The organism is Amycolatopsis sp. NPDC003865, assembly GCF_053605345.1.
Map to the genome: position 1 here is coordinate 201,142 of NZ_JBSGJA010000015.1, position 13,256 is coordinate 214,397.

The following is a 13,256-nucleotide window of genomic DNA, read 5'->3' on the forward strand; positions in this document are numbered from 1 at the left end:
GCTCACCCGGACAAGCGCCCCGCCGTGCACCCGCACGGCGGGGCGCTTATCTTTGTCCCTCGTGACTCGAGAAGCGCCGGTCGTCCTGTGGTTCCGTCGTGACCTGCGGCTGGGGGACCACGCCGCGCTGCTGGAGGCGTCCCGGCACAGCAAGCACGTCCTCGCGCTGTACGTCCTCGACGAGGCGCTGCTCAAGCCCGGCGGGGCCCCGCGTGAAGCCTTCATGTACGGCTGCCTGGAGAAGCTGGACGAGCAGCTGGGCGGGCGGCTGATGCTGGTCCGCGGCGAGCCGGCCGTCGAGGTGGTCCGCGCGGCGAAGAAGATCGGCGCCGCGGCGGTGCACGTCAGCGCCGACACCGGCCCCTACGGCCGCCGCCGGGACGCTTCCGTGGCGAAAGCGTTGGCGGAGCACAACATCGACTGGGTCGAGACGGGCTCGCCGTACGCGGTCACGCCGGGGCAGGTCACCAAGCCGGACGGCGACCCCTACCGCGTCTTCACGCCGTTCTACCGGGCGTGGACCGGGCGGGGCTGGCACTCGCCCGCCGACACCGGAGCGTCCCTTGTGGACTGGGTCGAACCACCTCGCTCGCTGAAGATCCCGAAGCCGCCCAAGGTTTCCGCGACCCTCCCCGAGCCGGGCGAGCAGGCCGCGCTGAACGTCTGGCACGAGTTCCTCGAAGACGGCATCGAAACCTACGACGAAGACCGCGACCGGCCCGACCGGGAGGGGACGACCCGGCTTTCGCCGTACCTGCGCTGGGGGAACATCCACCCGCGGACCATCCTGGCCGACCTCGCGGGCGACGAGCGCGTCGGCGCGAAGTCGCTGCGCAGCGAGATCTGCTGGCGCGAGTTCCACGCCGACGTCCTGTGGAACCGCCCGGAGACCGCGCGGAAGAACTACGACAAGCGCTTCGACGGAATGAAGCACGACGACGACCCCGAGGCGTTCGAGCGGTGGTGCGCGGGCAGGACGGGCTACCCGATCGTCGACGCCGGGATGCGGCAGCTGCTGGCCGAGGGCTGGATGCACAACCGCGTCCGGATGGTCGTCGCGAGCTTCCTGGTCAAGGACCTGCACCTGCCGTGGTGGCTGGGCGCGCGGCACTTCATGAAGCACCTCGTCGACGGCGACCTCGCCTCGAACCAGCTGAACTGGCAGTGGGTCGCCGGCTGCGGCACCGACGCGGCGCCGTACTTCCGGATCTTCAACCCGACGACGCAGGGCGAGAAGTTCGACCCGAACGGCGACTACGTCCGCAAGTACGTGCCGGAGCTGCGTTCGGTGTCCGGGAAGGCGGTCCACAAGCTGAAGGAGCGTCCGAAGGAGTACCCGGAGCCCATGGTCGACCACGCCCACGAGCGCCAGGTCTCCCTGGACCGCTACGGCAAGATCACGTCGTGATCAGCCGCGCAGCGCCTCCGACAGCTTGATGCGGCTGCCGATGCGCAGGACGCTGTTGCCGTAGATCTTGCCGCCCAGCCAGGTCAGCAACGCGACCAGCGCGACGGTCAGCCCGAGCGACAGCGCGATCTCCCAGCCCGCCGCCGCGCCGGTCGAGATCCGGGCCGGCATCAGGATCGGCGAGAGCAGCGGGACGAGCGACAGCACCTTCACCGCGGTGCCCGCCGAGTCCTGCAGCAGCAGGTTGATCCCGGCGATGAACCCGACGATGAGGATGATGTTGAGCGGCGAGACCACCGACTGCGTGTCCTCCTGCCGCGAGACGAGCGACCCGAGCGCGCCGTAGATCGTGGCGTACAACAGGAAACCCAGCAGGTACCAGAGCAGGCCCCACAGCAGCGTGCCGGTCGCGAAGCCGGACAGCGAGAACACCCCGGTCGCCGACGCGGCGGCGAGCCCGGCCGCGCCGAGGATCACCAGCTGCGTCAGCCCGACCAGGCCGAGCCCGATCACCTTGCCCAGCAGCAGCTGCCACGGCCGGACGCTCGCGAGCAGGATCTCCACGACCCGGCTCGACTTCTCCTCGACGACGCCCTGGGCGACCATCATCCCGTAGGTGATGATGCTGAGGTAGAGCAGGAACGCGACGATCAGGCCGACGACGAGCCGTTGCGTGTGGTCGGCGGGTTCCGGCGAGATCGGGTCGTCCCGCACGTGCGTGCCGCCGACCTGCGCCATCACCTCGGCCGGCTCGAGCTGCGCGGACGACAGGACGCCGTCGAGGACCTGCCGCTGCGCCACCTGGTCGAGCACCTTGCGGAGCTGGTCGTCCAAAGAGGACTTGTAGGTGGCGGTCAGCTTCGCCGCGCTGCCCGAGACGAGCGCGTCGAGGTCGCCGTCCTCGACCTTCTTGCGGCCCTCGGCCGGGTCGGTGACGGTGACCGTGTCGACGTGCCGCCCGGACTGCGCCGCCGCGACCTGCAGCTGCTGCGCGATCCCGGTCGCCTGGCCGGTGAGCCCGACCGTGCTCCGGTCCGCCGAGCCCGCCAGCGACGTCTGGAACCCGACGTACCCCAGCAGCAGCACGAGCAGCACCACGGTGCCGACGACGAACGAACGCGTCCGCAGGCGCGTGTTCAGCTCGCGCTTCATCACGAGCCAGACGGCTCGCCGTCCGCTCAGCTTCCTCATCGTTCCCCCTTGTCGGACACCGCGTCGCGGAACAGCTCGGTCAGCGACCGGCGACGCCGGCTGAACTCGGTGACCGGCCCGGTCGCCAGCGCGGCGGCGAGCACGGCCTGGTCGTCGGCGCTCGGGTCGAGGTCGAGGACCGAGGTGGCGCCGTGGTTTTCCAGGACGCGCACGCCGGGCAGGCCCGCGGCCCAGCCTTCGTGCGCGGCGGGCGCGGTGACGACCAGCTTGCTGCTCGCGCCCGCCGTCAGCTCGCCGACGGTGCCGACCGCGACCATCCGGCCGGCGCGGATGATCCCGACCCGGTCGCACAGCCGCTCGACGAGGTCGAGCTGGTGGCTGGAGAACACGACCGGCACGCCGGCGGCGGCCTTCTCGCGCAGCACGCCGCTCATCACGTCGACGGCGAGCGGGTCGAGGCCGGAGAACGGCTCGTCGAGCACCAGCACGGCCGGGTCGTGCACCAGCGCGGCGGCGAGCTGGACCCGCTGCTGGTTGCCCAGGCTGAGCTTCTGGACCTCGTCCTTGCGGCGCTCGGCCAGCCCGAGCCTGGTGATCCAGTTATCGGCGTTGCGGTGGGCCTCGTTCGCGGTGAGGCCGTGCAGCTCGGCCAGGTAGACGAGCTGCTCCAGCACCTTCATCTTCGGGTAGAGCCCGCGTTCCTCGGGCATGTAGCCGATGTGCGTGCGGGTTTCGTGGGTGATGGGTTCGCCGTCGAAGCGCACCTCGCCGCCGTCGGCCGCGAGCACGCCGAGCGCGATCCGCATGGTGGTGGTCTTGCCGGCGCCGTTGCTGCCGACGAAGCCGAACAGCTCGCCGGCGCGGACGTCGAAGGTGACGCCGTCCAGCGCGACCTTGGCGCCGTAGCGCTTGGAGATCCCGTCGATCTCCAGTGTCCCCTTCATGCCATCCCCTCTTCGAAGTCCTCGGGGTCGTCGTCCGGCAGGGCCCAGCCCAGGATGATCGTCGGGATGGTGGTGCCGGTGACCAGCAGCGCGGACAGCATCATCGCGCCGCGGAAGCCGCCGTCCGCGGTGTCCGCCACGACGATGCCGTAGATCATCGCGGCGATCATCAGGTAGCTGAGGATCTGGAACCCGATGTAGGTGACGCGGTGGCGCCATTCGCGCTCGCGTTCGTCGAGCAGCCGCGAGAAGCCGCCGCTCATCCGGCCGGTGAGGATCCGCAGCAGCACGAACGCGCTCGCGCCGACGAGCATGCTGCTCATCCAGACGGCGCCGTAGACCCAGTCGTCGCCGGTCGTGAAGATCGACGCGCCGGCGATCAAGCCGAGATCGCCGGCCGCCACGACGACGGCGAGGGTCCGGCGGTGCTTCCGGGTGCGCCAGCCGGGCAGCCGCTTGGCGTGGCGGAGCTCCCGTTGGTCCATCTTGTCCAGCTGGCGTTCCCAGTAGGCGGTGAGTTTCGAGGTCATGCGCCCCCCTCGCGGTAGACCTGGGTGGACAACGGCGTGAACGGCTCGCGGCTGAACACGGCTTCGACCGGCAGGTCGAACACCGCGCAGATCCGGAAGGCCAGGTCCAGGCTCGGGTAGTGGTCGCCGCGCTCGAGCGCGCCGATGGTCTGCGGGTTGACCTCGACGGCGGTGGCGAGCGCGGCCCTGCTCAGCCCGCGCTCGGCCCGGAGCACGGGAAGCCGGTTGTAGATCGGCAGCTCCTTGCCGCGTCTGACCGGACTCATGAACGTACTGTTGCAAAAACCCAACAGGTCGTCAAGTTAAGTGCACATCAAGTCGGCCGGAGGGCCGCACTTTCACGTGAAAGTGCGGCGTCGGGTCAGGCGAGGCCGGCCAGCGACTTGTCGACAAGTTCGGCCACTCGGGTTCGGGCGGCCTCCGCGTCCGACGGGATGAGGGCCAGCCGCGTCCGGCGCTCCAGTATGTCCGCGACGTCGAGCGCGCCCTCGTTGCGGACCGCCCACACCACCTCGGCCGCCGTGATGTCCGATCCCGGCGCCACCGGCTCCGCGAACTCCGCGTCCAGCTCGCCCAGTGCCGCCACTCGCGGCGCCTCCGTCCCGTACCGGCCCACCAGCCGCGGTGCGGCGTCCACAAGAGACAGACCCGACCTCGGTGCCGCGCCGAGCAGCGGCAATCGCGCGGTCCGGCACGGCGAGGCGGTCAGGCCGGCCAGCTTGACCGCGGCGTCGACCGCGTCCTCGGCCATCCGGCGGTACGTCGTCAGCTTCCCGCCCACCACGGTCAGCAACCCGTCCGAGCCCGCCAGGACGGCGTGCTTTCGCGACAGGTCCGCCGACCGCCCGCCGCCCTCGACCAGCGGCCGCAGCCCGGCGTACGACCCGGCGACGTCGGCTCGCGTCAGTGGGCGGGCCAGCACCGAGGACGCCAGCGACAACAGGAAGTCCACATCGGACTCCGGCACGACCGGCACGTCGGGGATCGGGCCCGAGACCGGCTCGTCCGTCAGTCCCAGGTAGACCCGCCCGTCCGGTTGGGGGAGCAGGAACACGAACCGGTTCGTCTCGCCCGGCACGCCGATGTTCACCGACGTCGTGCCCATCGGGACCGTTCCCGGTGCCAGCACCAGGTGCGACCCCAGTGACGGCCGCAGCCGGACCGCTCCCGTCAGCGTGCCCGCCCACACGCCCGTCGCGTTGACGACCTGGCGGGCGTGGATGTCCACAGTGGAACCCGATACGCCGTCGACCGCCGAGACCCGGTCCGCCGTCAGCGACGTCGCCGACAACCGGGTCAAGATCCGGGCGCCGAACGACGCCGCGGTCCGGGCCAGCGAGACCACCAGCCGTGCGTCGTCGACCAGAGCGCCGTCGTAGGCCAGCAACGCGCCGCGCAGGCCGTGCGCGGAAAGCCCCGGTGCCAGCGCCAGCGCCTCGGCGGCCGGGATCGAACGCGGCCGCGGCAGCACCGACGACGGGGTCCGCGCCGCCCGGCGAAGGCCGTCGCCGGCCCGCAGGCCCGCCGCCACCAACGCCTGCTGCGCGCGGGACGTGCTGGGGTACAACGGGAACAGCTGCGGCATCGCGCGCGTGAGGTGCGGGGCCGTGCGCGTCATCAGGATGCCGCGCTCGACCGCGCTTTCGTGGGCGAGGCCCAGCTCGCCGTGCGCCAGGTAGCGCAGGCCGCCGTGAACGAGCTTCGATGACCACCGGGACGTCCCGAACGCCAGGTCGTGCGCCTCGACGAGCGCCACCGACAGCCCGCGCGAAGCCGCGTCCAGGGCGATGCCCGCGCCGGTGACGCCGCCGCCGACCACGACGACGTCGACGCGCTCGCCCGCCGCCAGCTCCGCGAGCTCACGTTCGCGGCGCCGCGCGTTGAGCGAGCCGGACGTCACGGCTTCAGCGCCGCGTCGAGCACGTGGGTGAACTCCGCCAGCAGCGCCGCCTCGCCGACGTCGGCCGTGGCCGGCCGCAGCGAGAACGCGAACGACTGGACCACCAGCAGAATCGACCGGGACTGCACCGCGACAGGCGCCCGCCGGATCGAGCCGTCCTGGTGGCCCGCCTCCAGCAGCGCGTGCAGCGCCTGCTCGGCGAACTTCTGCGTCGCGCCCAGCCGCTCCACGATGTACGGGAGGACCAGCTCGGGGTCGACGTCGAGCAGCGTGCGGAACAGCGGGTCGGCCGACAGCGCGCGGACACCGGCCGACGCGATGAGCACGAGCCGTTCGCGGCTGTTCGCGGCGTCGGCGCCGCGCTCGCTCGCCGTGCGCAGGAGCCCGCTGAACTCACGGGTCATCAGCGCCGCGAGCACGCTGCGGACGTCGGGGAACCGGCGGTAGACCGTCATCCGGCTGACGCGTGCGGTCCGGGCGATTTCGGCGAGTGTGGTGCGGCGCACACCGACGGCCAGCACGCACGAGCGCGCGGCGTCGAGCAGCACGTCATCGGCCACGCGCGTCGCCGTCTGGCGGTTGCGGGTGTCCGCGAGCGCGGACGATCCCGCGGTCGAGGTGGTGTGACGTTTCACGTCCATGTGTCACACTGTATCGGTGAACGCGCTCATTGACCACCGCCTCCGTCGGTCCTGGACCCCGGAAGCCGCCGACGCCGCCCGGCTGCCCGCGCGGGCGGCCAAGTGGCTTGAACAGCGTATAGGCCAGGCGGCTCCCGGTGCTGCTCCAGCCGGAAATTTGCCGGTGGAAATACCGTCACCGAAACTGGACGAATCTGCTGCCGCCGCGTTGTCGAAAGTGGTCGGTGCGGAGAACGTGCTGGTAGACGACGCGGCCCGGCTGGCGCGCGCGACCGGACTGTCCTACCTCGACCTGCTGCGCCGCCGTTCGCCCGGCGCGGACTTCCCGGTGCCCGACGCGGTCGTGCTGCCCGCCGGCCCCGACGAGGTCCAAGAGGTGCTCGACGTCTGCGTGACGCACGACGTCGGCGTCGTGCCGTTCGGCGGTGGTACCTCGGTGGTCGGCGGCGTCGCGGCGCTGCGCGGCGACAAGGCGTCGGTGATCGCGCTCGACCTGGTCCGGCTCGACGCGCTGGTGTTGGTCGACGCCGAGTCGCGCATCGCCGTCCTGCAGGCCGGTGTCCGCGGGCCCGAGGCCGAGCGCCTCCTCGGCGAGCACGGCCTGACGCTCGGGCACGTCCCGCAATCGTTCGAGCGCGCCACGATCGGCGGCTTCGCGGCGACGCGCTCGGCCGGGCAGGCGTCCTCGGGCTACGGCCGGTTCGAGGACATGGTCACCGGCGTCCGGCTGGCGACGCCGCGCGGCGAGTGGAAGCTGGGCGTCGCGCCGGCGTCGGCGGCCGGGCCGGACCTGCGCCAGCTCGCGATCGGCAGCGAGGGCACGCTGGGCGTGATCACGGAGGTGTCGCTGCGGGTCCGCCCCGCGCCGCCGGTGCGCCGCTACGAGGGGTACGCGCTGCCCGGCTGGGAAGCGGGCCGGGAGGCGGTCCGCGATCTCGCGCAGCACCACGCGCTCGCCGACGTCACCCGACTGTCCGATGTGGACGAAACCGAGGTCTCACTGGCGCTGAACGGCGGCCTCAAGACGACGGCCCTGCGCCGCTACCTCGCCGCGCGCGGGGTGCCGCACCCGTGCTTCCTCATCGTCGGCTGGGAAGGCACCGCGCACGACGTGGCGCTGCGCCGCCGCGAGACCGCGCGCCGGCTGAAGGCGTCGGGTGCCGTGCGGGTCGGCAAGGCGCTCGGCGAGTCGTGGCGCCACGGCCGGTTCGCCGGCCCCCGGCAGCGGGATGCGTTGCTGGACCAGGGTGTCTGCGTCGAGACGCTCGAGACGGCGGCCTACTGGTCCAATGTGGACGAGCTGCGCGACGACGTCCGGGCCGCGCTGACGGCGTCGCTCGGGCGCGCGATCGTGATGTGCCACATCTCCCACGCCTACGAGACCGGCGCGTCGCTCTACTTCACAGTGCTGACGGCCCGCGACGAAGCCGATCCGATCGGCCAGTGGCAGCGCGCGAAAGCCGCGGCGTGCGAGGCGATCACCGGCCTGGGCACCATTTCGCACCACCACGCCGTCGGCGTCGACCACGCGCCTTACCTGCAAGCGGAAATCGGCTCGCTGGGCGTCGAAGTGCTGCGTGCGGCGAAGTCCACAGTGGATCCGACCGGGATCCTCAACCCGGGCAAGCTGGTCTAGGGGAAGGTGCGCCCGTCGGGCGGCTCGACGACCTCGCAGGCGACGCCGGGTCCGTCGGCCGGCACGCCGTCCAGCTCGACGGCCTGCGCCTGCGGGACGTCGGCGGTGCGCACCGGTTTCCCGTCGACCAGCAGCGGGTAGCGGATCGGCACCGCGCCGATGTAGGCCAACACGTCGGTGACCCGGCTGCCGTCTTCGAGCGTGATGTCCGGGTCGGTGAGCCGGACCAGGTGGTAGCGGTTGCCGCGGCCTTCGCAGCGGTCGAGCACCACGAGCTGCTCCGGCGTCACGAACCAGACGGCGTGCTCCTCGACGCCGGGCAGCGCGGTGAGCGTCGCCGGGCGCTGGCCGTCGCGGAAGCGCAGCCCGGACGCCCACACCGCGGCGAGGCCGTCGCAGCGGGCGTGCGCGACGACGACCGGGCCCTCGAGCCCGAGTTCGGCGCGCATCCAGCTGATCTTCGACGGGTTCGCGTTGGAACCGTAGGCGAGCACGGCCTGGCGCTCGCGCCAGCCCGCCGGCGCGGTGCTCAGCGAGTGGCCGGCGCCGTCCAGGTGCACGAAGGAGCAGCCCGGCCGGGTCCCCGGGTAGGGGTCGGCCGGGTAGTCGGCGTCGACGAAGAGGCTCAGAACGTCACCACGCTGCGCAGGACGTCACCGTGGTGCATGCGCTCGAAGGTCTGCTCGACTCCGTCGACACCGATCCGCTCGGTGACGAACTTGTCGAGCGGCAGCCTGCCCTGCAGGTAGAGGTCGACGAGCAGCGGGAAGTCCCGGCTCGGCAGGCAGTCGCCGTACCACGACGACTTGAGCGAGCCGCCGCGCGAGAAGAAGTCGATCAGCGGCAGGTCGTTCAGGCGCATCTCCGGAGTCGGGACGCCGACGAGGACGACGGTGCCGGCGAGGTCGCGCCCGTAAAAGGCCTGCCGCCAGGTCTCCGGCCGCCCGACGGCGTCGATCACCACGTCCGGGCCGAAGGAGTTCGTGGCGTCCTGCATGGCCTCGACGACGGCCTCCTCGGAGAGGCCCTTGCTGTTGACGGTGTGCGTCGCGCCGAAGTCCTTGGCCCAGTCGAGCTTCCGGTCGTCGGTGTCGATCGCGACGATGGTGGTGGCGCCGGCGAGCTTGGCACCGGCGATGGCGGCATCGCCGACGCCACCGCAGCCGATGACGGCGACCGAGTCGCCGCGCGTGACGGCACCGGTGTTGATGGCGGCACCGAGCCCGGCCATGACCCCGCAGCCGAGCAGCCCGGCGACCGCGGGCTCGGCCTCGCGGTTCACCTTCGTGCACTGTCCGCTGTGGACAAGGGTCTTCTCGAGGAAGGCCCCGATGCCGAGGGCGGGCGAGAGCTTGGTGCCATCGGCGAGGGTCATCGGCTGGGCGGCGTTGAAGGTCGAGAAGCAGTACCACGGCTTGCCGCGCTTGCAGGCCCGGCAGGTGCCGCAGACGGCGCGCCAGTTGAGGATGACGTAGTCGCCGGGTTCGAGATCGCCGACGCCCTCACCGACGGCCTCGACGACCCCGGCGGCCTCGTGGCCGAGCAGGAAGGGGAAGTCGTCGTTGATCCCGCCTTCGCGGTAGTGCAGGTCGGTGTGGCAGACCCCGCAGGCCTGGACGTTCACGACGGCTTCGCCGGGACCGGGATCGGGCACGAGCACGGTTTCCAGCGAGACGGGCTCGCCCTTCGCCCGCGAAACGACCCCCTGGACCTCGTACGGCATGCGAATCCACCTTCCGGCTGCACTGCTGGTTGCGTCCGCAGCTAATCACGGATCATGCGGAGATGGCGACATCCGCATGAGTGAGTCTTGGTGGTCGGTGCGCAACATGTTGCGCTTTGCGCAACTCACGGCTTCGGCAGCCGCATGGACGCCAGCCGGGCCGGGTCGGCCACCGCAGCGATGCCCGTGATCCGGCCGCCTGTCACCGTGAACGCCACCACCGACATCGGGGTGCCGTCCGCGTGCCACGCCACCACGCCCGGCAGCCCGCCGACCAGGACTTCCTGGCCGCCCGCCGCCGCTCCGATGCGGGCTCCCGCCGCCACGTTCGTCGCTCCCAGGACCACCACCACGCCGTCCGGGGTGTCGACCGTCAAGCGGACTTCCGGGTCCAGCACCCGCAGCAGTTCCTCGAAGTCGCCGTCGCGGGCCGCTCGCAGGAACGCGTCGACCACTTCGCGCCGGGAGCTTCCCGGGCCGGGCGTTCCCGCCGGTGTCCGGACCTTCTTACGCGCGCGGCTGGCCAGCATCTTCGTCGCGCCCGGGGTCTTGCCGAGGATGCGGCCGATCTCCTCGAACGGCACCGCGAACAGGTCGTGCAGCACGAACGCCAGCCGCTCGCCCGGCGCGAGCGACTCGAGCACCACCAGCAACGCGAGCCCGACCGAGTCCGCGAGCTCGGCGTCGGAGTCCGGGGCGGGGCCGTCGTCCACCGCCACCACGATCTCGTCGTAGGGCGCCTCGGGACGGGACCGGCGCGAGCGCAGGACGTCCAGGCTGAGCCGGCCGACCACCGTCGTCAGCCAGCCGTCGAGGTTGTGGATCGTCGCCGCGTCCTGGCGGGACAGCCGCAGCCACGCCTCCTGGACCACGTCCTCGGCGTCGGCGTGCGAACCCAGCACGCGGTGGGCCACCGCGCGCAGCCGGTCGCGCTGCGCCTCGAAGACCTCGGTCATCGTGTCGGGCATGTCGTTACCTTCCTCGGTTCCGCTCCGTCGTGGGGATGACGGATCGGGACCACCACAGGTAACAGCAGGAGGAACGATGGAAGCACGGCTCAAGAGCACCAGCAGCCCCGAGGTCACCGGCGCGGTCCAGCAGTTGTTCAAGGTGGTGCACGCCGGTGGCGTCGACCCGCTGCTGCTGGAGCTGGTCCACCTGCGGGCGAGCCAGATCAACGGCTGCGCGCCGTGCACCTACGCGGGTGTCCAGTCGGCGAAGCGGCAAGGCGAAACCGACGAGCGGCTGCACGCCGTCGTCACCTGGCGCGAGACGCCGTTCTTCACCGAGCCGGAGCGGGCCGCGCTGGAGCTGACCGAAGCGGCGACACGGATCGAGGACGGCCGGCCGGGCGTGACCGACGAGATCTGGGCGGCCGCCGTCAAGCACTTCGACGAGAAGCAGCTGTCGGCGATCGTCCTGCACATCGCGCTGACCGGCTTCTTCAACCGGATCAACCGCGCGATCCGGGAGCAGGCCGGCAAGACCTGGTGAAACCCCCGGCGGGGCGCCGCCCGGGGCGCCCCGCCGATCCCGCTCAGGCCGGGGTGATGATGTACGCGATCCCGCCCGGGCCGCTCGCCACGGACCCGTCCGCGCGGTACCGCTTGGTCCGCTGCCAGATCTTCTCGAACTGGTCGCGCTTGTAGATGTTGCGCACCCGGTCGTTGCTGCTCGACGCCGGGTCGTTCGCGATCACGTCGCCGTCCTTCGTGAAGCCGACGACGACCATGATGTGGCCGGCCGTGCCGTAGCCCGCGCCGTCGAGCTCCGACGACAGGAACGACTGCGACGTGATCACCGGGATCCCGTGCGCGATGTAGTTCTCCAGCTCGTTCAGCGAGTGCAGCCGCGTGATGTGGCCGCGCAGCCCGCGCGATGCCGCGTACGCCGTGTTGAACGGCCAGTTGCCCGTGCCGTCGTACGCGTGGTCGTAGGTGTAGCGCGCCGCGAACGCCACCTGCGGGTCGACGTAGTCCGCCGGGATCCACGACATCTCTTCGGCGGACGGCTTCTTGCCCCAGTACTCGGCCACCATCTCCGTCGACGTCGGGCTGCACCACGCTTCGCCGCCCCCGCCGTACTGCGGGAACTGTCCCTTGTGGAGGTTCTGCGCGTACGCCGGCACCTTCAGCTCGATCCCGGTGGCCCGGCCCGGCTTCGTCGTCTGCACGTCGAAGCGGTCCGGCACCGCCGAGGTCATCGCGCCCAGCGACGTCACCGACGGCGTCGCGTGCGAACCGGCTTCGCGGTAGAGGTTGATCCGCAGCTGGTACGACTTCAGCGTCACGCCCGCCTTCATCACCAGCGTGTCGACGTCGACCGCCGCGTTCGCGTCGTCCTGGCCGTCGACGCTGGTGCGCAGGATGTCGCCGTCGCCGCTGGCCCAGCGGCCCATCACGTACCACGCGGTCTGGTCGCCCGCCGACGTCCGGCCGCGCGCCTCGACCTGCAGCCACGTCTTCGCCGGCGTCTGCGCGTTCCAGGACGCGACCAGCTGCGTCGCGCCGAAGCCCTCGCGGTACTCCGGCGACGTCCACTGGCCGTATTCGTACGTTCTCGTCGTGCCCAGTTCCGGCTCGGTGTGTTCGACCGTGCCCGCCGGGCGCGTGATGCGCAGGCCGTCGCGGGTGAGCGCGAGCCCGGCGAAGCCGCCTTCGTGGAAGCGCCCGCCGTTCCACTCGTGGTAGTCGATCGCCTCGTCGTCGTGGGGCCGGGCGGGCGCGGCCTCGGCGACTTGCGCGGTTACAGCAGTTAACACAACCACTGACAATAAGGTGAACAACTTGCGTACGCGCATCCCGGCTCCCTGATAGACCCACCCAGTAGGCAGGGATTTTCGCCGGTCCGGCCGGGTCTGTAAACAGGTACCTACAGGACGGCCTGGGTCTGTGTCACTTTCGCGACCAACTTGCCGTCCTCGTCGTGGATCTCCGTCTCAACCACGACGAACTTGCGCCCGGCGTGCAGTGGTCTGGACGACGCAACGGCGTAGCCCGAACGCACCGCGCGCAGGAAGTTCGTCTTCGACTCGACGGTCGTCGTGCCCTGGCCGCCCTCGGGCAGGTTGAGGAACGCGCACACGGCGCCGGTCGAGTCGGCCAGCGCCATGAGCGCGCCCCCGTGCAGCGCGCCACCGAGCGTGCAGAGGCTCTCGTCCCACTTCAGCCGGCTGCGGACGAGCTCGCGCCCGTGCTCCAGCACCTCGACGCCCAGGCGCTCGGAGAACGGCATGGAACGGTGGAAGAGCTGCGTGCCCTCGGGATCGGTCATGCCCCGCAGCCTGCCCGAAGACCGGCCGCGGGGCGATTACCCCGCGGGT

At 71.5% G+C, this 13,256-nt stretch carries 14 protein-coding genes; 3 read left to right on the forward strand and 11 right to left on the reverse strand.

Annotation, left to right across the window (positions count from 1 at the left end):
• The first annotated feature begins 61 nt into the window (after positions 1-61).
• Complete coding sequence (locus ACWEVP_RS32085) at positions 62-1,408, forward strand: cryptochrome/photolyase family protein (protein WP_452066289.1); 1,347 nt, start codon at positions 62-64, stop codon at positions 1,406-1,408.
• Here the strand turns inward: ACWEVP_RS32085 and ACWEVP_RS32090 are convergent, their stop codons facing one another.
• The 6 genes from ACWEVP_RS32090 to ACWEVP_RS32115 all read right to left on the reverse strand — a co-directional run bounded on the left by ACWEVP_RS32090 (position 1,409) and on the right by ACWEVP_RS32115 (position 6,494).
• Positions 1,409-2,599, reverse strand: a complete 1,191-nt coding sequence (locus ACWEVP_RS32090; protein ID WP_452066290.1) for an ABC transporter permease — start codon at positions 2,597-2,599, stop codon at positions 1,409-1,411.
• A complete protein-coding gene (locus tag ACWEVP_RS32095; protein ID WP_452066291.1) occupies positions 2,596-3,504 on the reverse strand; it encodes an ABC transporter ATP-binding protein in 909 nt (302 codons plus the stop codon). The genes ACWEVP_RS32090 and ACWEVP_RS32095 overlap by 4 nt, the downstream gene beginning before the upstream one ends.
• Positions 3,501-4,034 (reverse strand): hypothetical protein, encoded by a 534-nt coding sequence (locus ACWEVP_RS32100; RefSeq protein WP_452066292.1) that lies wholly within the window; start codon positions 4,032-4,034, stop codon positions 3,501-3,503. Before ACWEVP_RS32100 ends, ACWEVP_RS32095 begins: the two co-directional genes overlap by 4 nt.
• Positions 4,031-4,300 (reverse strand): helix-turn-helix transcriptional regulator, encoded by a 270-nt coding sequence (locus tag ACWEVP_RS32105; RefSeq protein WP_020631744.1) that lies wholly within the window; start codon positions 4,298-4,300, stop codon positions 4,031-4,033. Before ACWEVP_RS32105 ends, ACWEVP_RS32100 begins: the two co-directional genes overlap by 4 nt.
• 95 nt (positions 4,301-4,395) lie before the next feature.
• Positions 4,396-5,934 (reverse strand): glycerol-3-phosphate dehydrogenase/oxidase, encoded by a 1,539-nt coding sequence (locus ACWEVP_RS32110; protein ID WP_452066293.1) that lies wholly within the window; start codon positions 5,932-5,934, stop codon positions 4,396-4,398.
• Positions 5,931-6,494 carry a TetR/AcrR family transcriptional regulator gene (locus tag ACWEVP_RS32115; RefSeq protein ID WP_452066345.1) on the reverse strand — a complete coding sequence of 188 codons (564 nt, stop codon included), beginning with the start codon at positions 6,492-6,494 and terminating at the stop codon, positions 5,931-5,933. Before ACWEVP_RS32115 ends, ACWEVP_RS32110 begins: the two co-directional genes overlap by 4 nt.
• Positions 6,495-6,591: 97 nt before the next feature.
• Here ACWEVP_RS32115 and ACWEVP_RS32120 point away from each other — a divergent pair, with 97 nt between their 5' ends.
• Positions 6,592-8,211: an FAD-binding oxidoreductase gene (locus ACWEVP_RS32120; protein ID WP_452066294.1), complete on the forward strand. Its 1,620-nt coding sequence runs from the start codon at positions 6,592-6,594 to the stop codon at positions 8,209-8,211.
• Here ACWEVP_RS32120 and ACWEVP_RS32125 read toward each other — a convergent pair.
• The 3 genes from ACWEVP_RS32125 to ACWEVP_RS32135 all read right to left on the reverse strand — a co-directional run bounded on the left by ACWEVP_RS32125 (position 8,208) and on the right by ACWEVP_RS32135 (position 10,902).
• A complete protein-coding gene (locus ACWEVP_RS32125; RefSeq protein WP_452066295.1) occupies positions 8,208-8,771 on the reverse strand; it encodes a gamma-glutamylcyclotransferase family protein in 564 nt (187 codons plus the stop codon). The genes ACWEVP_RS32120 and ACWEVP_RS32125 overlap by 4 nt on opposite strands.
• Positions 8,772-8,836: 65 nt before the next feature.
• The gene (locus tag ACWEVP_RS32130; protein WP_452066296.1) at positions 8,837-9,934 is read right to left on the reverse strand and encodes an S-(hydroxymethyl)mycothiol dehydrogenase; all 1,098 of its coding nucleotides are present in this window, start codon (positions 9,932-9,934) and stop codon (positions 8,837-8,839) included.
• A 125-nt stretch (positions 9,935-10,059) separates the two neighbouring features.
• Positions 10,060-10,902, reverse strand: coding sequence for a sigma-70 family RNA polymerase sigma factor (locus ACWEVP_RS32135; RefSeq protein WP_452066297.1), 843 nt, complete (start codon positions 10,900-10,902; stop codon positions 10,060-10,062).
• 76 nt (positions 10,903-10,978) lie between these two features.
• Between ACWEVP_RS32135 and ACWEVP_RS32140 the strand changes: the two genes are divergently transcribed.
• Positions 10,979-11,428, forward strand: a complete 450-nt coding sequence (locus ACWEVP_RS32140; RefSeq protein WP_452066298.1) for a carboxymuconolactone decarboxylase family protein — start codon at positions 10,979-10,981, stop codon at positions 11,426-11,428.
• Positions 11,429-11,471: 43 nt separating this feature from the next.
• Here the strand turns inward: ACWEVP_RS32140 and ACWEVP_RS32145 are convergent, their stop codons facing one another.
• Entirely contained in the window at positions 11,472-12,734 is a 1,263-nt protein-coding gene (locus tag ACWEVP_RS32145) for a peptidase C39 family protein (RefSeq protein ID WP_452066299.1), read from the reverse strand.
• 71 nt (positions 12,735-12,805) lie between these two features.
• Positions 12,806-13,207, reverse strand: coding sequence for a PaaI family thioesterase (locus tag ACWEVP_RS32150; RefSeq protein WP_452066300.1), 402 nt, complete (start codon positions 13,205-13,207; stop codon positions 12,806-12,808).
• Between the last annotated feature and the right edge of the window lie 49 nt (positions 13,208-13,256).

Excerpts from the sequence above, each read along its gene's own strand:
- ACWEVP_RS32105 (WP_020631744.1), bottom strand. The coding sequence starts at position 4,300 with ATGAGTCCGGTCAGACGCGGCAAGGAGCTGCCGATCTACAACCGGCTT.
- ACWEVP_RS32130 (WP_452066296.1), bottom strand. The coding sequence starts at position 9,934 with ATGCCGTACGAGGTCCAGGGGGTCGTTTCGCGGGCGAAGGGCGAGCCC.
- ACWEVP_RS32150 (WP_452066300.1), bottom strand. The coding sequence starts at position 13,207 with ATGACCGATCCCGAGGGCACGCAGCTCTTCCACCGTTCCATGCCGTTC.
- ACWEVP_RS32095 (WP_452066291.1), bottom strand. The coding sequence starts at position 3,504 with ATGAAGGGGACACTGGAGATCGACGGGATCTCCAAGCGCTACGGCGCC.
- ACWEVP_RS32100 (WP_452066292.1), bottom strand. The coding sequence starts at position 4,034 with ATGACCTCGAAACTCACCGCCTACTGGGAACGCCAGCTGGACAAGATG.
- ACWEVP_RS32145 (WP_452066299.1), bottom strand. The coding sequence starts at position 12,734 with ATGCGCGTACGCAAGTTGTTCACCTTATTGTCAGTGGTTGTGTTAACT.
- ACWEVP_RS32135 (WP_452066297.1), bottom strand. The coding sequence starts at position 10,902 with ATGCCCGACACGATGACCGAGGTCTTCGAGGCGCAGCGCGACCGGCTG.
- ACWEVP_RS32090 (WP_452066290.1), bottom strand. The coding sequence starts at position 2,599 with ATGAGGAAGCTGAGCGGACGGCGAGCCGTCTGGCTCGTGATGAAGCGC.
- ACWEVP_RS32140 (WP_452066298.1), top strand. The coding sequence starts at position 10,979 with ATGGAAGCACGGCTCAAGAGCACCAGCAGCCCCGAGGTCACCGGCGCG.